Consider the following 20,055-nt stretch of genomic DNA (forward strand, 5'->3'; position numbering starts at 1 on the left):
GCGGACGCGCGCCGCTGACGCATCGCGTCGCGACCCCTCCGGAGGCGGTCCTCAGGCCGGCAGCCGGACGGCCCGGTCGGCGAGCGCCTGCTCCTCCACGCGGTGGGCGACGAGCAGCGCACCGCGTCCGGGGACCGCATCGAGCACCGCCCGCAGCGCGGCGACGGCGTCCGCTGCGGGCAGGTGGCTGGCGGGCTCGTCGAGCACGACGGTCCGCTGCGGCGCGAGGACCGCGCGAGCCAGGCCGATCCGCTGCCGCTCGCCGCCCGAGCAGCGCGCGCCGCGCTCGCCGAGCGCCGAATCGAGGCCGTCGCGCAGTCCGGCGAGCCACGGTCCCGCCCCGACCGCCGCGAGCGCCGCACGCAGCGCGTCGTCGTCCGCGTCGGGCGCCGCGAGCCGGAGGTTCGCCCGCAGCGTCGCGTCGAAGAGGTACGGCTCCTGCGGCACGTGGAGGACGAGGCACCGCAGCGCGATCTCGTCGACCTCGCGCAGATCGGCGCCGCCGACCGTCGCGGCGCCCGCGTGCGCCTCCGGCTCGAGGAAGCCCACGAGCAGGTCGCCGACGGTGCTCTTGCCCGCGCCGCTCGGGCCGAGCAGCGCGACGCGCTCGCCGCGGCCGATCGTCAGGTCCAGGCCGGTGAGGATCGTCCGGCCGGCGCGGCCGATCGACACGTCGCGCAGGACGATCGCGTCGTCCGCCGGGACGACGTCCGTCGCGGGGGCCGCCGTCCGGAGCAGCCCGCCGACCCGCGCGACCGCGTCGGCCGTCGCGTGCAGCTCCCGCCCCGCTGCCGGCACCCCCGCCAGCACCTCGCCGAGGCCGAGGGCCAGCAGGGCGAGCAGGCCGGTCAGGACCGGGTCCAGGGTCCCGTGCTCGACGGCCCGCAGCGCGACGGCGAGCATCGCGACGGCGCCGAGGCCGGCGAGCGCGCTGGCCGCCGCGCCCGTCAGGACGGTTGCCCGGTGTTCGCGGTCCTCCGCCCGACCGAGCGCGGCCGCCTCCGCGGCCAGGAGGGCGCGGCGGCCGTCGCCGGCGCCGTGCGCGACGAGCTCCTCGGCCGCGTCGAGCGTCGCGGCGAGGTCGCGCACCATCGCGGTGCGGTGCGCGGCGCGCGCCTCCCCGAGCCGCGCCGCGGCGACCTGCGCCAGCAGCGGGACGAGCACCCCGACCGCCAGCGCCGTGCCGAGCACGACGACCGCGGCGGCCGGCAGCAGCAGGCCGGCGACGACGGCGGCGGGCACCGTCACCAGCACGGCGGCGGCCAGCGGCGCGACCGATCGAAGGAACGCATCCTGCACTCCGTCGACGTCCGCGACCACCGCGTCGGCCACGGCGCTCGCGTCGCGCCCGCGACCGGCGCGCGCGGGGAGCAGCGCCGAGAAGAGCGACCCCCGCAGGCGCGCGAGCGTGCGCAGGACCGCGTCGTGGCCGACGAGCCGCTCGCCGTAGCGAGCGAGGGCCCGCACGAGGCTCAGCGCCCGGACGCAGACGATCGCCACCGTGAGCGAGAGGACCGGCGGCTGCTGGGCGGCGTGCGCGATGAGGTACCCCGACAGCGCCAGGAGCGCGGTCCCCGCGAGGCCGGCCAGCGCGCTGAGCGCGGCGGCCGCGGCGATCCGGCGCCGCTCGACGGCCGTCGCCAGGCGCAGCGCCGCGCGCACGGCGGCGACCGTCCCGGGACGGCGGTCGGGCGCCGGGACGGGCGCGGCGAGAGCGGAGCTCATCGGGGGTCCTTCGGGTCGGGGTCGGGCACCAGCGCGACGACCGCGCGGCCCGCGGATCCGCGCAGGGCGGAGCGGTCCGGTCCCGCGGTCCATGCGGTCCGGATGGCCGGCGCGGCCGTGGCCGTGGCCGGGAGCGTCGGGACGTGCACCGGCGGATCCGCCGGGACCGGGGCGGGCGGCGCCGGGCGCGCCGGGCGCTGCTGGACGACGCGCCCGGCCTCGAGCACGACGACGTCGTGCGCCAGCCGCAGCGGCGCGGGATCGTGGGAGGCGATCACCGCGGTCCGGCCCGTGACGAGCCGGTCGAGCGCCGCCACGACGGACGCCGCGGCGTCGGGGTCGAGGTTCGCCGTCGGCTCGTCCACGAGGACGAGCCGCGGCTCGCGCAGGAGCGCCCGCGCCACCGCCAGGCGGCGCAGCTCGCCCGCCGAGAGCGGCAGCCCGCCCTCCCCCATCGGCGTGTCGAGTCCCGCCGGCAGGGCCGCCAGCAGCGGTCCGAGGCCCGCGGTCCGCAGGGCCCCCGTCAGCGAGCGGTCGCTGCGGGACGCGGGCGGCTGGAGGTTGTCGCGCAGGGTCCCGGGCAGGAGCGTCGGGCGCTGCGGGACCCAGGCGATCCCGTCCCGCCAGGCTGCGAGGTCACCGGCGTCGATCGGGCGTCCGCCGCAGCGCACGCTGCCCGCATCCGGTGAGCGCAACCCGGCGAGCAGACGCAGGAGGGTCGTCTTGCCCGAGCCCGAAGGTCCGACGAGGGCGGTGGTCCGGCCGGCGCCGATCCGCAGGTCCACGCGCTCCAGCGCCGGTCGGGCGCGGTCGTCGGTGGCGCAGGTCACGGCGCGCAGCGCGAGGTCGTGCACGCCGGGGTCGCGCAGTTCCTGGACGCCCCGGCCGGTCGGGACCGTGGCCGGCCGTGCGGCGGCCGTCGCGAGCTCGCGGAGCACGGGCTCGGCGTCGGCGGCCGCGTGGTACTCGGCGCCGAGGCGTCGCAGCGGCCCGAAGACCTCCGGCGCGAGCACGAGCGCGGCGATGGCGGGTCCGAAGTCCATCGCTCCCTGGGCGAGGCGCAGGCCGCAGGCGACGGCGACGAGCGCGGTGCCGAGCATCGCGACGAGCTCGAGCACGAAGCTCGACAGGAACGCCTCCCGCAGCACGGCGACGGTGCCCGAGCGATACGCCTCCCCGGCCGCGCGGACCTGGTCGACCTGGAACCGGGCGCGACCGTGCGCCCGCAGGACCGGCAGTCCGCGCAGGACGTCGAGCAGATGCCCCTGGAGCAGGAGCAGGCCCGCGTGTCGCTCGTCGGTGGCCGCCTGCGCGCGCAGCCCGACGAGGGCGAGGAAGACGATCCCGATCGGCAGCGCGACGGCCAGCAGGCCCGCGCTCAGCGGGTCGACGACCGCGACGGCGCCGAGCGCCAGCAGCGGACCGACCGTGCCGACGATCCGGGCCGGACGGTAGCGGCCCGCGTAGCGCCCGACGGCGTCGGCCCCGTGGACCGCCGTCGCGGCCAGGGCGCCGGGACGGGTGTCGCCGCTGCCGGCGCTCGCGAGCGCGGCGTCGACCGTCGCCGCCCGCAGGCGCGCGACCGCACGCCGCCCCGCGCGGGCCCCGGCGAGCTCGGCGGCGGCGCCGGTGGCGGCTCGCGCGAGGATGACGCTCGCGAGCGCGGCGAGCGTCGGCGCGACCGCCCCGGGATCCGGCACGCCCGCGACGCCGAGGGCGATGGCGTGGGCGAGCAGCAGCGCCACGGCGACGGTCAGCGCCGCCTCGGCGAGCCCGAGCACCGCGGCCGCGCGGCGACCGCCGAGGAGCTGAGCGACGTCGTCGTCGCGTCGAGCGCGCGCGCCGCGCACGTCAGTCCCCCGTCGCCGGGCCGGCGGCCGGGGCGTCGCCGCCGACCGAGGGCGGGAACCCCTCGGCGGACACGCGGTGGCGGAACACCCAGTACGTCCAGCCCTGGTAGAGCAGGACGACCGGGGTCACGAGCACCGCGACCCAGGTCATGACCTTCAGCGTGTAGGGCGAGGAGGCCGTCTCGGCGACGCTCAGCGTGCCCGCCGGGTCGCCGGTCGACGGCAGGACGTTCGGCCAGAGCTGCGCGAAGAGGACGATCACCGCCGCGGCGATCGTGAGCGCCGTGCCGGCGAACGCGATGCCCTCGCGTTCGGCCCGCAGCGCGAGCCCGGTGCCCGCGAGGCCGATCACGGCCAGGAGGACGCCGACGGTGCCGGCGAGCGAGATCCCCCGCGCGACGTCGCTGGCGCCGAGCAGCGTCCAGAGCCCGAACGCCGCGACGAGGACCGTCGCCACCGGCCAGAGCGCCAGCGCCAGCGTCCGGGCGCGCGGCCGCAGCTCCCCGTCCGTCCGCAGGCCGAGGAAGGTCGCGCCGTGGAGCAGGAAGAGCGCGATCACGGCGACGCCGCCGAGCAGCGCGTACGGGTTCAGCAGGTCCAGCAGCGAGCCGGTGAAGTCGTGGCCGGCGTCCAACGGGATCCCGTGCACGACGTTCGCCAGCCCGACCGCGGCCATCAGCGGTGCCCCGAGCGACGAGATGGTCAGGACGCGGTCCCAGCGATCGGTCCAGCGCGGATCGTCGACCTTGCGCCGGTACTCGATCGCCAGCACGCGGACGATGAGGCAGACGAGCAGGAGCAGCAGCGGCAGGTACATCGCGCTGAACATCGACGCGTACCAGTTGGGGAACGCGGCGAACATCGCGCCGCCGGCGACGAGCAGCCAGACCTCGTTGCCGTCCCAGACCGGGCCGAAGGCGCGGACCATCTGGTCGCGCTCCTCGCGGCGGCGGGCGAGGACCGGCAGCAGCATGCCGACGCCGAAGTCGAAGCCCTCGAGGACGAGGTAGCCGGTCCAGAGGACGGCGATGAGGAGGAACCAGAGGGTGGGGAGATCCATCGTGATCGCCTTCGCGAGGTCAGTAGGCGAGGGCCGGCACGCGCGCGGCGCCGGGGGCGTCGTCGTCGCCGGACGGCTCGATCGGGTCGGGGCCGGCGATCGCGAGCCGCTTGAAGAGGCGGTACTCGATCGCGGCGATGACGAGGTAGAGGACGATGAAGACCGACAGCGAGATCACCATCGTCGGGACGCCGAGCTTCGACACCGCGTCCTGCGTCTTCAGCAGGCCGGTGACGACCCACGGCTGACGACCGACCTCGGTGAAGATCCAGCCCATCGCGTGGGCGAGGAACCCGAAGGCCAGGACGCCGAGCGCGAGGCGCCGGAACCAGCGCCTCGCGGCCCATCCCGCGAGGCCGTCGACCGAGCGCCGCGCGAGCAGCAGTCCGACGACCGCGAAGGCGAGCATGAAGAAGCCGAGCCCCATCATCAGCCGGAAGGTCCAGTAGGTCAGGCCGACGATCGGGTAGTACTCGGCCTTCGCCGGGTCGCGGCCGTGCAGGCGCTCGTAGGCGGCGTACCGCGCCTGGCTCTCGCGCTGCAGGTCGTCGATCCCGCGGACGGTGCCGTTCGGGTGGTCGGTGGCGATGAACGAGAGGAGCTTCGGGACCTTCACGTCGAAGGCGACGCGGTCGGGCTTCTTCTCGAACGGCGCGATCGCCATCAGCGACAGGCCGGCGCCCTTCTCCGTGTCGTAGAGCGCCTCGGCGGCCGCCATCTTCATCGGCTGCTTCTCGGTCATCACCTGACCGAAGAAGTGACCGACGACGATCGTCAGCAGCGCGGTGACGAGCATCCCGCGCAGGCCCCACTGCGCCGAGCGGCGGAAGAACGCCGTCTCGTGGCCCCGGCGCGCCCCGAGGTGCCAGACGGAGATGCCGACGATGAGCGCCGAGGCGGTGAGGATCGCGGCCGGGATCGTGTGGAGGTAGGCCATGACGGCCGTCGGGCTGCTGAGCACCGCCCAGATCGACGTGAGCACCGCGTTGCCGGTCTCCGGGTCGATCCGGGAGCCGACCGGGTTCTGCATCCACGCGTTCGCGGCGAGGATGAAGTACGCCGAGAGGTTCGTCCCGACGAAGACGAGCCAGATCGACGCGAGGTGCACCCTCCGGGGCAGGCGGTCCCAGCCGAAGATCCAGAGGCCGAGGAACGTCGACTCGAGGAAGAAGGCCGCGAGGCCCTCCATCGCCAGCGGCGCGCCGAACACGTCGCCGACGTAGCGCGAGTACGCGCTCCAGGCCATCCCGAACTGGAACTCCTGGACGATGCCGGTCGCGATCCCGATCGCGAAGTTGACGAGCAGGAGCTTGCCCCAGAACCGGACCATCCGCAGCGCCTCCGGGTCGCCGGTCCGCACCCACCGCGTCTGCATGAGGGCCACGAGCCCCGAGAGGCCGATCGTCAGCGGGACGAAGAGGAAGTGGACGACGGTCGTGAAGGCGAACTGCCAGCGTGCGAGCTCGAGGAGCATGGGGAGCGGAGGGGTCGGGACCGCCGTGGGGACGGGTCGTGGCCCACGGTAGGGCGACATCGACGCGCGGCCATCGGGTCTCGCCCGCGGCCCGTCGCAGGTGATCCCGGTCGCGGCGTGCGGGGAACTACGGAGCGACGCCGGCGCTCGGCGGAGGACCGACCGCGGACGCCGGGTTGCTCGGCGGTGACGCCGGGTATGCGCCCCGTGTCCCCCGACGACCGACCCCCAGGGAGCCCCGATGTCCGACAACGTGTACCGGCTGATCAAGGTCACCGGCAGTTCGACCGAGAGCGTCGCCGACGCGATCCGCAAGGGCGTCGCCGCGACCGCCGAGACGGTCGACGACGTCGAGTGGTTCGAGGTCACGTCGATCCGCGGCCACGTGACCGACGGCTCGGTCGAGCACTTCCAGGTGACGATGGAGATCGGGCATCGCGCCGGCGAGCAGTCCGGCTCCGGCGCGGCCTGACCGTCCCGGGGGCGTCCTCCGGCGCCCGCCGGCGCCGCGCCGGCGGCGCGCCGTGGGCCTCTGGCCGGGAGCGCGGTCAGGCGACGGGCGCCGGCCGCGGGGCGGTCGGCCCGGCGAGCAGCTCGGCGAGGCGGCCGCCGGCGATCTTCGTCGGCGGCCACCACAGCGGCTCGCGCGAGACCGTCGAGCGCCAGCCCCCGTCCTCGCGGTCCGCGCGCAGGTAGAGCGTGCCGGCGCCGTCCAGCAGGGCGGCGCGCAGCACGCGGGTGCCGTCCGGGGGCGGGGTCCCGTCGCCGGCGCCGAGCCAGGACGCGATGTCCGCCGCGGCCGTCTCGGCCTGCGCGACCGCCAGCCCGCCCTGCTTCACCGGGTGGTCGGCGCCGTCGCCGATCGCCCACAGGCCGTCGACCGGGTCGTCGTCCTCGTCGAGCGCGACGACGCGGCCGCGGTCGTCGACGGTCGCGAAGCCCTCCGCGTCGGCGGGGACCCCGGGGGTCGCGGGACCGGCCAGGTGCGGCATGGCCACGACGGCGTCGACGGCGATCGTCGGCTCGAGGGGGACCCAGAGCCGCCCGTCGGAGAACGCCTCGGCTCGCGTCCGGGTCCGCAGCTCGATCCCCCGGCGACGCAGGAGCGTGGCGAGCGTCGCGCTGATCGCCTCGCCGAAGACGGCCATCGGCCGGTGCTCCCCGGTGAGGACCCCGACCTCGACGTCGTGCGCGGCCCCGGCGTGCTGCAGCAGCAGCGCGCACTCGTACGCCGGCAGCGTCCACGAGACGCCGGACGGCACGACGACCGCCACCCGGCGGACCGCCCCGGCGCGAACCTCGTCGGCGAGCGCCCGCAGGCGCCCCGCGCCGTCGCGCGCGCCGAGCGGGATCGCTCCGGGCAGCACGCGGTCCGCCCGCGAGCCGACGGCCAGCGCGAGCGCCCGGCACGCGATGCGACCGCCGCTCACGGTGCGGGCCACGGGCGCGCCGTCGGGCCCCTGTTCGACCGCCGCGAGCGCGTCGTTCACGAACCCCGCGCCGTGCTCGGCGGTCAGCTCGTCGAGGCGCAGCACCGTCGTGGCGTCCGGCACGGCGCCGCCGTAGGCCGCCAGCGGCCGGTGATGGTAGCGGGCGTCGTGGGTCACGAGGGTGACGCGGGCGGCCCCGCCGAGGCGGGCCTCGAGCGCGAGCAGCAGCTCGAGCGCCGCGGTGCCGCCCCCGGCGACGAGGACGTCGGTCCGCGCCCCGGGGGCGCGACGGTCGGGGACGGCGGTCGGGAGCACCTGTCCGACGGTAGGCCCGAGGGTCTCGTGCGCCATCGGGGTGCGCCACCTGCGGGCTCCGTAGCTTCCACGGAACGCCGGTGGCCACGCCCCCCGCGTGCCGGCCAGGACCGTAGGATCCGCGGGATGGCCACCGTCGGCAGCGAGCGTCGGGACGAGCTCCTCGACCAGCTCGTCGAGCTGTTCCTCGCCGAGGGGTTCCGGCAGTTCACGCTCGGCGACCTCGCCGCGCGCCTGCGCTGCTCGAAGACGACGCTCTACGCGCTCGGCGTGAGCAAGGAGCAGCTGACCGGCAACGCCGTGCGTCACTTCTTCCGCCGTGCCACGGCGTTCGTCGAGGAGCGCACCGCCGCCGAGCAGGACGCGGCCGCGCGGATCGTCGCCTACCTCAGCGCCGTCGCCGACGCCCTGCGCCCCGCCTCGGCGACGTTCATGGCCGACCTCGCCGAGCACCCGGTCGCCACCCAGGTCTACGAGCAGAACACCGCGGCGGCCGCCGAGCGCGTGCGGCGGCTCATCGCCGAGGGCGTGGAGGGCGGCGAGTTCCGCGCCGTGCACGCCGAGTTCGTCGCCGACGTCGTCGCCTCGACGATGACCCGGATCCAGACCGGCGCGGTCCTCGCGACCACCGGGCTGCGCGACAGCGAGGCCTACGAGGAGCTCGCCGCCCTCGTGCTCGGCGGCGTGCGCCGGTGACGCCCGTCCCGGGCGGACCGGCGCCGGGCGCGCCCACGTAGGCTCCGCCCCGTGATCGACCTGCGCCTCGACGACCTCCGCGACGTCCTCGGCCTCGGGGTCGCCGGCAACTTCGCCGGCCACCTCGAGCAGGCCGGCGAGGCGGGCGACTTCGTGGGCGTCGAGGCCGCCGCGAGCGCCCCGAAGGGGATCTTCCCCTTCTACGTGCCCGGGGCCGCCGATGCGGACGCGGTGCCGTCGTTCCTCGGGACCTTCCCCCTGGCGACCGATCGGGTGAGCCTGCCCGCCGGTGAGGGCCTGAACCTGCAGATCGAGCCCGAGGTCGGCCTGCTGGCGCGCGTGACCTACGGCGCCGACGGGGCCCCCGCGGCGCTGCGCCCGGAGGCGGTCGGCGCGTTCAACGACTGCTCGATCCGCCGACCCGGTGCCCGCAAGATCAGCGAGAAGAAGAACTGGGGCCCGGCGAGCAAGGGCATCGCCCCGCGCCTGCTGCCCGTCGAGGACCTCGACCCCGAGGGCCCGACCCGGACCTTGCGGCTCGCGTCGTTCCTGCGTCGCGACGGCGCGAGCGCCGCCTACGGGGTGGACAGCCCGGTGGTCGGCTACTCGTACTACGGCGAGCAGCTGCTGGCGTGGCTCGTCGACCGCCTCCAGCACCAGCACGGCAGCGACGAGACGCCGCTGGAGCCGGTCGGCAGCTACCTCGCCGCCGCCGGCTCGCCGTCGCGGATCCTCGTCGGCATCGGCGCGACGCGGTACACGGCGCTCGGCGAGTCGACGTTCCTGCGCGACGGGGACACGGCGATCGTCGTCGTCTACGACGGCGAGCGGTGGACGCCCGAGGCCGTCGAGCAGGCCGTCGCCGCCGGCGACGAGGCGGCGCTCGAGGGCGCGTCCGTCCTCGTCCAGCCCGTCGTCGCCGCGGACTGATCGACCGCGGACCGCCGGCCGGCCGCGGCGCCCGCGCACGTCCGCGCGAGCGGCGGTCGTCGCGGCGCCGCGTTGGCCTGGAGCGCCCGCCGGGACGCCGCCGACGCTCGGCGGCTTCCGGTCAGCCGGCGGCGGCCCCGCACGCCCCGCGGGTCAGCGCGGTCCGCAGGCGCAGGATCCGGGCCACCGCCCGTTGCTGCCGCGCGCGATCCAGCCGGCCGGCGGCGAGGGCGTCCGCGAGCGCGTCGACGGCCGTGGATCCCTCGTCGGCGTCCTGGCCGTAGAGCAGCAGGTCGACCCCCGCCGCGGCCGCGGCGACCGCGAGCGACCCGCGATCGGTCGTCGCCCGGAACGCGCCGGCCTGCAGGTCGTCGCTGATCGTCACGCCGCGGAAGCCGAGCCGGCCACGCAGCTCGCCCTCCACCACCCGCCGCGAGAGGACCGCCGGCGTCCGGTCCAGCGCCGGGTAGATCGCGTTGGCGAGCATCACGAGCGGCACCCCGTCCCGGATCGCGGGCGCGAACGCGGCCTCGTCCTCGGCGCGCAGGGCCGCGAGCGGGCGGTCGACGACCGACCGCGCCTCGTCGGTGTTCGTCGTGGCGCTCCCGAGCCCCGGGAAGTGCTTGGCCGTCGCGGCGATCCCGCCGTCCCGCGCGCCGCGCGCGAAGGCCGCCGCCAGCGCCCCGGCGCGGGCGGCGTCCGCCGCGTAGGCGCGGTCCTGCCCGGCGATGAAGCCGCCGGCGCGGTCGGCGACGGGCGCGAGGTTGACGTTCACGCCGGCCCGGCAGAGGGCGCGGGCGGACCCGCGTCCCGCGGCGCGGACGGTCGCGGCGCCGGCCCGGGCCTGCTCCGCCGCCGAGCGCGCCGGCGGCGCGTCCTCGATCCGGCGCACGAGGCCCCCCTCCTGGTCGCTCATGACGAGCAGCCGCACGGCCTGCAGGCGCCCGGGCCGCTCGATGGCCTGCAGGCGGCGCGCGAGGGCGCGGACCGGCGCGACGGTGCGGCCGTTCTCGCCGAAGAGGATCACCCCGCCGACGCGCCCGGCGGCGATCGCGTCGCGCAGGGCCGGCGGGATCGTCGCGCCGTGCTGGCGGAACCCGACGATCACCGACTGGCCGGCGAGCTGCTCGTCGTCGAGTCCCTGCGCGGTGGCCAGGAAGACGTCGCCCCCGCGGACGGACGCCGGGTCGTCGTCACCGCCGCCGCCGCAGCCGGCGACGACGAGGGCGGCGGCCAGCGCGAGGACGCGCAGGGCCGGCGGGCGGGCGGGACGCGGGGGACGGCGCACGGCCGTCCGAGCCTACCCGCGCGCCGCCGCCGCCGATCCGGTCCTCGTGGGGCGCGGGCAACCGCCCTCCGCGCGCCCGGCGCGACCCTCGTCCAGCGCCGGGCGCGACGCGGTCGATCAGGTGCGGCGGTCGCCGCGCACCACGGCCCGGCGCAGCATCTCGGCCCGGTCCCCGTCGCGACAGCCGAGGGCGATCGCGTCGGCCGCGTGCAGCAGGACGAGCCGCAGCGGACCGGTCGACGCGCCGGCGCCCGGGGCGCGGCGGTAGAGCGTCGCGAGCTCGGCCATCGGGAGGTCGAGCTGGCGCAGCGCCGCGATCCGCGCCGGGCCCTCGGGGACCGCGCCGATCGTCCCGCAGGTCTCGTCGATCCGGCGCGCCGCGCCGCGCATCACGGTGTCGGCCGCGGGCCGCAGCCGGCCGCTCGCCGCCGGGGCGCCCGGAGGCAGCGCGACCGTCGCGGGCACCGGGCCCTCGACGCGATCCTGCAGGGCGTACCAGCCGTCCGTCGCGTCGCGGGCGACGGCCGAGGGCCCGCCGGCGGCGAGCAGGCCGCCCCCGACGACGGCGAGGGCGAGGACCACCCGGGGCAGGCGCAGGCGCACGCCCGTCCCATCGGCTCGGTCCTCGACCGGCCCGCGCCGTGCCGCACCCCGGTGGACCGACGTCGTGCTCGGCGGCGCCGGCGCGCGTCGTCCGGGCGGACCGACGACCGGACGCGGGGGCCGGCGGTGTCCGGCCGGACCCCGGGACCATCGCCGCGGCGCCCGTCCTTACCCGCCGCTCACCGGGGCGTGCCACGCTGGGTCCATGAGCGACGAGCGGCGACGCGGATTCGACGAGGCGCTGCGCGCGATCGCGCGCGAGCTGGAGCAGACGGTCGACCGCCTGGCGGACGCCGACCTCGACGGCCTGGCGCGCCGCGCGGGCGTCGACCCCGACGAGGCGCGCGCCTGGACCGACGGCGCGCGCACGTGGCTCCACGCCCAGGCCGAGCAGCTCGGCGAGCACGACCCGCTCGGGGCGCTGGACGACCTGCTCGGGCGCGTCGCCCGGCCGGGAGCCCGCGACGCCGAGACGTCGCGACCGGCCGCGGACCGCCGTCCGGCGACGCCGCCCACCGGCGAGGACCCGCTGGACGCCGCCCGCCCCCATCCGCTCGACGTGCCGAGCGACGAGCAGGGCCTCGCCCTCAGCGCGCTGGCCTCCGGCCGCTGGACGGTCGAGCCCGGCACCGCGACGCTCGCCGCCCGCGGCGACGGCCCGGCGCCGACCGACGCGCTCGGGCTCGTCCGCGAGCTGCGCGTGCGCGACTGGCTCGACGCGGACGGGCAGGTGACCGTCGTCGGCCGCCACGCGCTGGAGCGCTGGCTCGCGACCGCCACGCGCTGAGCCGGGGCCCGCCGCCGCGTCGCCCGCGCGGCGGCCCGTCCTGGACGACCGTCGATGCGGGTCCCGCGCCGCGGCATGGCACGATCGCAGGCGATGCCCGACGCGGCCCCCGGTCCCCCGCTGCCCGACGACGCGCCGCTGCGCCAGGACACCGAGCGCCTGGAGCGGCTGCTCGGCGACGTCCTGGTCGAGCAGGAGGGACGCGCGTTCCGCGACCGCGTCTTCTGGCTGCGCGACCGGGCCGCCGGCCTGCGCTGGGGCGACGCCGACAGCGAGGACCTCGTCGGCTTCCTGCACCGCCTGCCGTCGGCGCAGCTCGGGCCGTTCGTGCGCGCCTGCTCGATGCAGCTCCAGCTCTCGAACATCGCCGAGGAGCTCGAGCGGCTGCGCCGGCGCCGGGCCTACGACTCCGACGCCCGCGGTCCCCAGCGCGAGTCGCTCGCCGCGGTGGCCGCCGCGGCCGCCGCGCTGCCCCGCGCCCAGCGCGACGCCGTCGTCGCCGGCCTCGACGTCGGGCTCGTGATGACCGCCCACCCGACGGACGCGACGCGCCGCTCGATCTTCGAGCACCAGCAGCGCGTCTGGGACCTCACGGAGCGGCTCGCCGACCCCCGCGTGGGCCCGGCGCGGGCGCGGGCGCTCGAGGACGAGCTGCGCGAGACGCTGACGATCTGGTGGCAGACCGACGACGTCCGCGCGATCCGGCCGCGGCCGGAGGACGAGGTCCGCCGGACGCTGCGCGCGCTCGAGACGGTGCTCTTCGACGCCGTCCCGGCCCTCGCCGACGAGCTCGCCCGGCGCCTCGGCACGGCGTGGCCGCCGGTGCGCCCGGTCGTCCGCTTCGGCAGCTGGGCCGGCGGCGACATGGACGGCAATCCGAACGTCGGGCCGGAGACGATCGCCGAGACGCTGGACCGCCATCGCGCCGCGGCGCTGCGGACCCTCGGCGAGCGCGTCGACGGGCTCGGCCGGCGGTTCTCGCAGGCGAACCGGAACCTCTTCGTCACCCCGGAGCTGCGCGCCTCGCTCGCGCGCGACGCCGCCGCCCTCCCCGGCGTCGTCCCGACGGGCACGAGCCCGCACGAGCCGTTCCGGCGCAAGCTCGCGTTCGTCGCCGAGCGGCTGCGACGCGCCCAGGACCGGTCCGACGGCGGCTACGCGCGGCCGGCGGAGCTCGTCGAGGACCTCGAGCTCCTGCACCGCAGCGCCAGCTCGCAGCGCGTGGCCGACGGGCAGCTCGCCGCGCTCGTCACCCAGGCGCGGACCTTCGGCTTCCTCCTCGCCTCGCTCGACGTGCGCCAGTCCGCCGGCCCGCTCCAGCGCGCGGTCGCCACGCTGCTGCCGGGCTACGCGGTCGCCGACGAGGACGAGCGCCAGGTGCTGCTGGCCGACGCGATCGACGCGCTGGAGCGTCGCGCGCCGACCGACGCGGGCCCGCCCGACGGCCCGGACGCCGGCGCGGCGCCGGCCGATCCGACGCTCGCCGAGCCCGACGAGGAGTCCGCCCGCACGATCGCGGCGGCCGCGGCGGTCGCGACGGCGCTGCGCGACCACGGGCCCGACGCGATCGGCTCGCTCATCATCGCGATGGCGCGCCGGCCCTCCGACGTGCTCTGCGCCCTCTTCCTGCTGCGCCGGACCGGCGTCGGCGGGGCCGAGGGGCTGCCGGCCGTGCCGATCGTCCCGCTGTTCGAGACGGTCGAGGACCTCGACGCCGCGCCCGGGACGATGGAGCGGCTCTACGGGATCGCGGTCTACGGGCGGCAGATCGCCCGCTGCGACGGGCAGCAGGAGCTCATGCTCGGGTACTCCGACTCGGCGAAGGACGGTGGCTTCTTCGCGTCGCAGTGGGGGCTCTACGCCGCGCAGGAGCGCCTCGTCGCGCAGGCCGACGAGCACGGCGTCGCCGTGCGGTTCTTCCACGGCCGCGGCGGGTCGACCTCGCGCGGCGGCGCCCCGGCGCACCGGGCGATCCTCTCCCAGCCGCCGGGCTCGATCCGCGGCCGGATCCGGATCACCGAGCAGGGCGAGGTCATCTCCCAGCGCTACGCGCATCCCGAGCTCGCCCAGCGATCGCTCGAGCAGACGCTCTCGGCGGTCCTGCTCGCGTCGATGACCCCGAGCGAGGAGCCCCCGGCGGCGTACCGCGAGGAGATGGCGCGGCTCGCCGGCGACGCGCGCCGCGCCTACCGCGCGCTCGTCTACGAGGACGATCGGTTCGAGCGCCTGCTCCACCAGGCCTCGCCGCTGGCCGAGCTGGCGGCGCTGAACATCGGCTCCCGGCCGGCGTCGCGCGGCGCGGGCGGCACGCAGTCCGTCGAGCAGCTGCGGGCGATCCCGTGGGTGTTCTCCTGGATGCAGAACCGGATCCTCCTCCCCGCCTGGTTCGGCTGCGGGACGGCGCTGGCGTCCGGCGAGCGCGACCTGCAGCGCCGGATGCGCGAGGACTGGCCGTTCTTCGCGACGCTCGTCTCGATGCTCGAGATGTCGCTCTTCAAGACCGACCTCGGCGTCGCCGAGCGCTACCTCGAGCTCGTCGAGGACGACGTGCGGCCGCTGTGGGACGTCATCGTCGACGAGCACGCACGCGTGCACGACGCCGTCCTGGAGATCACCGGCGGGACCGCGCTGCTGTCCTCCTCGCCTGCCCTCCAGGCGCGGCTGGAGCACCGCAACCCCTGGATCGACCCGCTGTCCCACATCCAGGTCGCGCTGCTGCAGCGATCGCGGGCCGGCGAGGAGGCCGCCCACGACCCGCTGCTGTCGACGATCGCCGGGATCGCCGCCGGGATGCGGAACACGGGCTGAGCCCGGCGCTCAGGGCCGCGGCCGCCGGGGCGGCTCGAGCAGGCCGGCGGCGCGCGCGACGGCGAGCGCCTCGGCGCGCGTCGTCGCCCCGAGCCGCCGGTAGATCCGGCGCACGTGGGACTTCACGGTGTTGCGCGTGAGGTACAGCTCCTCGCCGATCTGCGCCAGCGTGCGATCGGAGTCCAGCGCGCGCAGGACGCGGTGCTCGGCGCGGGAGAGCGGCGACCCCGGCGCGACGTGCCGCATCGGGCCGGGCTTGGTGGGCGCGGCCGGCTCGGCCGCGGCGACGGTGCCGGCGAGCCGGGCGGCCTCGCGCGCGAGGGACGAGGCGACGAGCAGCATCGCGGCCGCGACCTCCTCGTCCTCCGCGGGCGCCGCCGGATCCCGCTCGAGCGCGCCGAGCGCCCCGGCCACGACGGCGTTCACCCGAGCGACCGGCGAGCCGGGCGCGGCCCCGCCGAGCAGCCGCAGGCGCGGCGCGGTGGCCCCATCGGCGGTCCGGGCGTCGCCGCGCGGCGCGCCGGGGTCGGAGGACGCGTCGCGCACGCGACCTGAGCGGTTCTCGGGGACGTCTGCAGCGCCGAGGCCGGACACGGGAGGTGCAGTACCCGCGAGACCCCGTTCCTGAACCGGGTCGCGCCACGCGCGCTCCGGGACGCGCCGGGACGCCCGGATCACTGCAGCGCGGAGGTCAGCCGCGCGAGGTTGTCGAGCACCCGCGAGGGCAGCCGCAGTCGCCGGTGCTCCTCGAGCGTCAGCTCCCGGCTGAGCGCCCGGTAGTGGTCCTGGACGGTCCCGAGGCGCTGCGCGAAGTCGCGCCCCGACACGAGCAGCGAGAGCTCCATGTTCAGGTCGAACGAGCGCATGTCCATGTTCGACGAGCCGATCACCGAGACCTCGTCGTCGATCGTGAGGTGCTTCGCGTGGAGGATCGACGGCGCCGGGTAGCGCCAGATCCGGACCCCGGCGCGCAGCAGCGCCTCGTAGTACGAGCGCTGTGCGTGGAACACGAGCGGCTGGTCCCCGATCTCCGACACGAACAGCTCGACGTCGAGGCCGCGCTGGGCGGCGGTCGTCACCGCGTGCAGCAGCGACTCGTCGGGGACGAAGTACGGGCTCGTGATGCTCACGCGGCGCCGCGCGTTGTAGATCAGGGTGTTGAACAACCGGAGGTTGTTCTCGTTGTCGAAGCCGGGTCCGGACGGCACGACCTGGCACTCGAGCGTCGTCGGGGCGTCGGCCGGGTCGCCCGGCAGGATCTCGCCCTCCCACGCCTCGCCGCGCTCGCTGTGCCAGTCCGTCGTGAACACGGCGTTCACGCTGCCGACGATCGGGCCCTCGAGCCGCACCATGAGCTCCTGCCACTGCAGTCCCCGCCGGACGTTGGCGCGCTTGAGGTAGCTGCGATCGATGAGGTTCTGCGAGCCGACGAACGCCACCTCGCCGTCGACGACGAGGAGCTTGCGGTGGTTGCGCAGGTCGGGGCGCTGGTAGCGCATCCGCCACGGCTGGACCGGGAGCGCGGGGCGCCACTGGACGCCGATCCGCCGCAGGTGCCGGACCGTCCGCCGGTAGCGCGGCACCCGCAGCGAGCCGACGTGGTCGTAGAGCACCCGGACGGGGACACCGCGCTGCACGGCCCGCTCCATCGCGGCGAAGAACGGCGCCGTGGTCGCGTCCGAGGCGAGGATGTAGAACTCGACGTGGACGAAGCGCTCCGCGGCGTCGACGGCGTCGGTCATCGCCTGGAGGGAGGCGTCGTACTCCTCGATGAGCTCCGCCCGGTTCCCGGTGACGAGCGGCAGCGCCCCGAGCTCGCGGTTCAGGGCGACCACGGGTGCCAGCCAGTCCGGTCCGGGATCCGTGGCGGGAACGACCGGGAGCGCGGCGGTGCGCTCGGCGATCAGCCGGTTGACCTCGCGCTGGCGGCGCCGGCGGTCGGCCGGGAGCTTCGGGCTGCCGATGAGCAGGAACGCGACGATCCCGACGTAGGGCAGCGCGAAGATGAGGATGAGCCACGCCATCGCCGAGGACGGGCGGCGGTTCACGGGCACGACCGCGAGCGCGACCGCGCGCACGACGAGGCCGAGGACGTCGAGCGCGACGGTGCTGTGGAGGAGGAGGTCGAGCGGCCCCAAGCGGCCCCCACGCTACCCGCGGCCGGCGCGGGCCCGTGCCGCGGGCCCCGGGTCGGCCGGGCGGCGGGATCCGGTCAGTCCGTCGAGCGCGGGCGCAGGAGGTAGTGCGAGACGAGCCACTCCTGACCGCCGCTCCTTCCCCAGATCTGCTCCGTCGAGAGGAGGAAGAGCCGCCAGCCGCCCAGCAGCCGCCGCGCGGCCCGGCGCCCGCCGTGGGCCTCCAGCAGCGCCAGCGCCTCGTCGCGGTGGGCGTCCAGCCGCGCGAGCCACGCCTCGAGCGTGCGGGCGTAGTGCGTGCCGTCGACCGCCCAGCGCCGCTCCACGACGAGGTCGTCGGCGAAGCGCTCCAGCAGGTCGTGGGAGGGCATCGTGCCCTCGGTGAAGAACCGCTCGGCGGCCCACGTGCCGACGAACCGGTAGGCGATCCGCCGGTGGCTGAAGACGTGCACGAAGCACCGGCCGTCCGGCCGCAGCCAGCCGGCGACCCGCCGCAGCAGCTCGTGCCAGTTGCGCAGGTGCTCGAGCATCTCGATCGAGATGACCCGGTCGAAGCGCCGGTCGGTGTCGAAGTCGTTGATGTCCTGCGTGACGACGCGCAGGCGCGCGGGATCGATCCCGCGGGCGTCCCGCTCGCGCTCGAGGTGCTCGCGCTGCCCGTGCGAGTTCGACACGGCGAGGATCCGGCACGCGGGGAACCGCTCGGCGACGTAGAGGCTCAGCGAGCCCCAGCCGCAGCCGAGGTCCAGGAGCTCCATCCCGTCGCGCAGGCCCGCGCGGCGGACCGTCAGGTCGAGCATGGCGTCCTCGGCGCCGGCCAGGTCGGTGACCCCGTCGCTCCAGAGGCAGCCGCTGTACTTGCGCCGCGGGCCGAGGATGAGCCCGAGGAACTCGGCGGGCAGCTCGTAGTGCTGCTCGTTGGCGCTCTCGGGCCGCTCGGCGATCGGCCCGCTCGACATCCGCTCGATCAGCGCCTGCCGCCGGTCGTCCTGGACCGCGACGCCGCCGCGCTCCTCTCGCCGCAGGCGGCGTCCGGCGCCCCAGCGCGACCCGGCGCGCAGCAGCGCGTCGGGCAGGAGGCCCCGCTCGAGGGCGAGGTCGAGGGCGGCGTAGCGGCGGGCGGTCGAGCTCATGGGTCGTCCAGGGCTACGCCGGACGCGCGCGGTCGGATGCCGCCCCTCCGCTCCCGCGCTCGGGGCCGGGGCGGCGCCCGGTGCCCGGGCGAGGACCCGAGCGCCTCAGGCGGCCGCGGCGGTGGCCCGCTCGGCGGCCGTCGCGCCGTCCTCGCGGGGGCGGGGCGCGCGGCCGGTGTCGAAGTCGAAGTCGTGCCCCGCCTCCGAGCACCAGAGGTCGGGATGGCGCGCGAGCCACGCCTCGGCGTCGCGCTTGCCCGCCTCCATGAGGAGGTCGAAGTACAGGTCGTCGAACAGCAGGAACGACAGCAGCTCGCCGCGAGCACGGGTCTGGTCGCCGCCCAGCAGGCGCGAGAGGACCGGGAAGTCGGGGCGCAGCAGGGCGCGCCAGCCGGAGTACCGGCGGTCGAGGACCTCGGCGGCGAGCTCGCCGAGCTCGCCACGCCGCTGCGGGGACACGAGCGCGTACTCGATCCGCCGGTACGCCGGCCGGCCGCGCGCGCTGCGCATCTGCCCGGCGACGCGCGCGGCGCGGCTGCGCGGCGCGGCGAGCATCTCGTTGAGCGTCACGAGGCTGTGGAGGTCGTCGTTGATCTGGTCGACGAGCAGGCCGTCGACGATGTTGCTCACGACGTCCGAGATCCGCGGGACCCGCGGGGCCCGCGCCGCCTCGTGGCCGGCGCGGTGGCCGAGCGGCTCGAAGCCGACGACGATCACGCGGTCGGCGCCGAGGTTCAGCGCCGGCGAGAGCGGCGTGTTGAGGCGCGTCGCGCCGTCGACGTAGAAGTCGGCCGCCTCGGCGGGCTCGTCGACGCGCACCGGCGCGAAGAGCAGGGGGATCGCGGCCGACGCGCGAACGTGCTGGCTCGTCAGCCGGGTCCGGACGTAGCGCAGGTTGTCCGAGGGCCGCGAGACCGGCATCTCCGCGCCGCCCTGCACGAACGCCATCGGCCCGCTGCGTCCCAGCGACGTCGCCACGACGCAGACGGCGTCGTACGCGCCGTCCTCGCCGTTGCGCTCCAGGGCGTCCCAGTCGACGATCCGGTTCAGGGTGCGCCGCAGCGGGTGCGGATCCATGAGGCCCGCGAGCCGGACGCCGGGCACGTGCAGGACGTCGCCGGCGAAGCGCGCGATCGTGCGCGGCAGGCCCGGGCCGATGATCGGGCGGATGACGTCGCCCTTGCCGATCCGCCGCCAGTGCGCGAGGCCCTGGGCGACCTGCTCCTCGGCGGGGAGGTGCGCGACCGACCCGAGGTAGGCGGCGTTGATCGCCCCCACCGAGGTGCCGCAGAAGATCGTCGGCCGCTCGCCGCGCCGCTCCAGCTCGGGGAGCAGGACGGCCAGGGCCCCGACCTCGTAGGCGCCGCGCGCGCCGCCGCCGGGGAGGACGAGGGCGACGCGGCCGGGGCGGTCGCCCGCGGCGGTGCTCTCGGCCGGCAGCGGCATCACGCCAGTATCGCGCGTTCGGCGGCCGGGCCCGCCGCCAGGCGCCGCGACGTGGGCCGCTCGTCCGCGGCGGCGGGTCCCCCACGCGACGGACCCCGGCGCGGCCCGGATCCGTCGGCGCGCGGTCGAGCGGGGCTCAGAAGTCGAAGTCGCGCGGCGGCTTCTGCTCGAACCACAGGCGATCGTGGTCCGGCGTCTCCTGCAGGAACTCCGGCGTGTCGGAGAGCACGTCGCCCTGCGTCGCCTCGCCGCCCGTCGACTCGTCGATCCGCCGCCGGGGCACCGGGGCCACGGGCGGCGGGGGCGGCGTCGCGCCGGTCAGCGGCGGCGGTCCGGCCGGCGGCTGGGCGGGGGCGGGCGGGGCCGCGGCCGGCG

At 77.0% G+C, this 20,055-nt stretch carries 17 protein-coding genes; 5 read left to right on the forward strand and 12 right to left on the reverse strand.

Translation table 11 applies throughout. The annotated features are described in order from the left end of the window. Window positions 1–51: 51 nt before the first annotated feature. Genes cydC through SK069_RS12405 form a run of 4 tightly spaced genes read right to left on the reverse strand, consistent with a single transcriptional unit; the run spans window position 52 to window position 6,109 of the window. The gene (gene cydC, locus SK069_RS12390) at window positions 52–1,725 is read right to left on the reverse strand and encodes a thiol reductant ABC exporter subunit CydC (protein ID WP_319954549.1); all 1,674 of its coding nucleotides are present in this window, start codon (window positions 1,723–1,725) and stop codon (window positions 52–54) included. After that, window positions 1,722–3,575 (reverse strand): thiol reductant ABC exporter subunit CydD, encoded by a 1,854-nt coding sequence (gene cydD / locus SK069_RS12395; protein ID WP_319954550.1) that lies wholly within the window; start codon window positions 3,573–3,575, stop codon window positions 1,722–1,724. The genes cydC and cydD overlap by 4 nt, the downstream gene beginning before the upstream one ends. 1 nt (window position 3,576) lies before the next feature. After that, a complete protein-coding gene (gene cydB, locus SK069_RS12400; RefSeq protein WP_319954551.1) occupies window positions 3,577–4,635 on the reverse strand; it encodes a cytochrome d ubiquinol oxidase subunit II in 1,059 nt (352 codons plus the stop codon). Between the two features lie 19 nt (window positions 4,636–4,654). Then, window positions 4,655–6,109 carry a cytochrome ubiquinol oxidase subunit I gene (locus SK069_RS12405; protein WP_319954552.1) on the reverse strand — a complete coding sequence of 485 codons (1,455 nt, stop codon included), beginning with the start codon at window positions 6,107–6,109 and terminating at the stop codon, window positions 4,655–4,657. Between the two features lie 241 nt (window positions 6,110–6,350). Here SK069_RS12405 and SK069_RS12410 point away from each other — a divergent pair, with 241 nt between their 5' ends. After that, window positions 6,351–6,581, forward strand: a complete 231-nt coding sequence (locus SK069_RS12410; RefSeq protein WP_319954553.1) for a dodecin — start codon at window positions 6,351–6,353, stop codon at window positions 6,579–6,581. 76 nt (window positions 6,582–6,657) lie between these two features. Here SK069_RS12410 and SK069_RS12415 read toward each other — a convergent pair whose 3' ends face one another. Continuing rightward, a complete protein-coding gene (locus SK069_RS12415) occupies window positions 6,658–7,854 on the reverse strand; it encodes an FAD-dependent oxidoreductase (protein WP_319954554.1) in 1,197 nt (398 codons plus the stop codon). Window positions 7,855–7,980: 126 nt separating this feature from the next. Here SK069_RS12415 and SK069_RS12420 point away from each other — a divergent pair, with 126 nt between their 5' ends. Together SK069_RS12420 and SK069_RS12425 are read left to right on the forward strand one after the other, a co-directional pair. Then, the gene (locus SK069_RS12420) at window positions 7,981–8,550 is read left to right on the forward strand and encodes a TetR/AcrR family transcriptional regulator (protein ID WP_319954555.1); all 570 of its coding nucleotides are present in this window, start codon (window positions 7,981–7,983) and stop codon (window positions 8,548–8,550) included. A gap of 51 nt (window positions 8,551–8,601) precedes the next feature. Further along, window positions 8,602–9,480: a DUF5718 family protein gene (locus SK069_RS12425; RefSeq protein WP_319954556.1), complete on the forward strand. Its 879-nt coding sequence runs from the start codon at window positions 8,602–8,604 to the stop codon at window positions 9,478–9,480. A 121-nt stretch (window positions 9,481–9,601) separates the two neighbouring features. Here the strand turns inward: SK069_RS12425 and SK069_RS12430 are convergent, their stop codons facing one another. Further along, entirely contained in the window at window positions 9,602–10,768 is a 1,167-nt protein-coding gene (locus SK069_RS12430; RefSeq protein WP_319954557.1) for a glycoside hydrolase family 3 N-terminal domain-containing protein, read from the reverse strand. Window positions 10,769–10,885: 117 nt separating this feature from the next. After that, on the reverse strand, window positions 10,886–11,371 hold the full coding sequence (locus tag SK069_RS12435) for a hypothetical protein (RefSeq protein ID WP_319954558.1): 486 nt from the start codon (window positions 11,369–11,371) through the stop codon (window positions 10,886–10,888). A gap of 205 nt (window positions 11,372–11,576) precedes the next feature. Here SK069_RS12435 and SK069_RS12440 point away from each other — a divergent pair, with 205 nt between their 5' ends. Further along, complete coding sequence (locus SK069_RS12440; RefSeq protein ID WP_319954559.1) at window positions 11,577–12,158, forward strand: hypothetical protein; 582 nt, start codon at window positions 11,577–11,579, stop codon at window positions 12,156–12,158. A 93-nt stretch (window positions 12,159–12,251) separates the two neighbouring features. Then, complete coding sequence (locus SK069_RS12445) at window positions 12,252–14,966, forward strand: phosphoenolpyruvate carboxylase (protein ID WP_319954560.1); 2,715 nt, start codon at window positions 12,252–12,254, stop codon at window positions 14,964–14,966. A 9-nt stretch (window positions 14,967–14,975) separates the two neighbouring features. Here SK069_RS12445 and SK069_RS12450 read toward each other — a convergent pair whose 3' ends face one another. From SK069_RS12450 to SK069_RS12470, 5 genes are all read right to left on the reverse strand, one after another. Beyond that, window positions 14,976–15,560 carry a helix-turn-helix transcriptional regulator gene (locus tag SK069_RS12450; protein WP_319954561.1) on the reverse strand — a complete coding sequence of 195 codons (585 nt, stop codon included), beginning with the start codon at window positions 15,558–15,560 and terminating at the stop codon, window positions 14,976–14,978. A gap of 80 nt (window positions 15,561–15,640) precedes the next feature. Beyond that, entirely contained in the window at window positions 15,641–17,104 is a 1,464-nt protein-coding gene (gene cls / locus SK069_RS12455; protein ID WP_319954562.1) for a cardiolipin synthase, read from the reverse strand. Between the two features lie 74 nt (window positions 17,105–17,178). Then, complete coding sequence (locus SK069_RS12460) at window positions 17,179–18,234, reverse strand: SAM-dependent methyltransferase (protein ID WP_319954563.1); 1,056 nt, start codon at window positions 18,232–18,234, stop codon at window positions 17,179–17,181. 105 nt (window positions 18,235–18,339) lie between these two features. Beyond that, window positions 18,340–19,680, reverse strand: coding sequence for a patatin-like phospholipase family protein (locus tag SK069_RS12465; RefSeq protein ID WP_319954564.1), 1,341 nt, complete (start codon window positions 19,678–19,680; stop codon window positions 18,340–18,342). Window positions 19,681–19,816: 136 nt separating this feature from the next. Beyond that, a partial coding sequence (locus SK069_RS12470) for a hypothetical protein (protein WP_319954565.1) occupies window positions 19,817–20,055 on the reverse strand: 239 nt, incomplete at its 5' end.

It is taken from the genome of Patulibacter brassicae, from assembly GCF_033949425.1.
In the GTDB taxonomy this organism is placed as follows: domain Bacteria; phylum Actinomycetota; class Thermoleophilia; order Solirubrobacterales; family Solirubrobacteraceae; genus Patulibacter; species Patulibacter brassicae.

Coding starts and splice junctions, on each gene's coding strand:
- cydC (WP_319954549.1), bottom strand. CDS start 1,725: ATGAGCTCCGCTCTCGCCGCGCCCGTCCCGGCGCCCGACCGCCGTCCC.
- cydB (WP_319954551.1), bottom strand. CDS start 4,635: ATGGATCTCCCCACCCTCTGGTTCCTCCTCATCGCCGTCCTCTGGACC.
- SK069_RS12405 (WP_319954552.1), bottom strand. CDS start 6,109: ATGCTCCTCGAGCTCGCACGCTGGCAGTTCGCCTTCACGACCGTCGTC.
- SK069_RS12410 (WP_319954553.1), top strand. CDS start 6,351: ATGTCCGACAACGTGTACCGGCTGATCAAGGTCACCGGCAGTTCGACC.
- SK069_RS12420 (WP_319954555.1), top strand. CDS start 7,981: ATGGCCACCGTCGGCAGCGAGCGTCGGGACGAGCTCCTCGACCAGCTC.
- SK069_RS12440 (WP_319954559.1), top strand. CDS start 11,577: ATGAGCGACGAGCGGCGACGCGGATTCGACGAGGCGCTGCGCGCGATC.
- SK069_RS12445 (WP_319954560.1), top strand. CDS start 12,252: ATGCCCGACGCGGCCCCCGGTCCCCCGCTGCCCGACGACGCGCCGCTG.
- SK069_RS12460 (WP_319954563.1), bottom strand. CDS start 18,234: ATGAGCTCGACCGCCCGCCGCTACGCCGCCCTCGACCTCGCCCTCGAG.
- SK069_RS12465 (WP_319954564.1), bottom strand. CDS start 19,680: ATGCCGCTGCCGGCCGAGAGCACCGCCGCGGGCGACCGCCCCGGCCGC.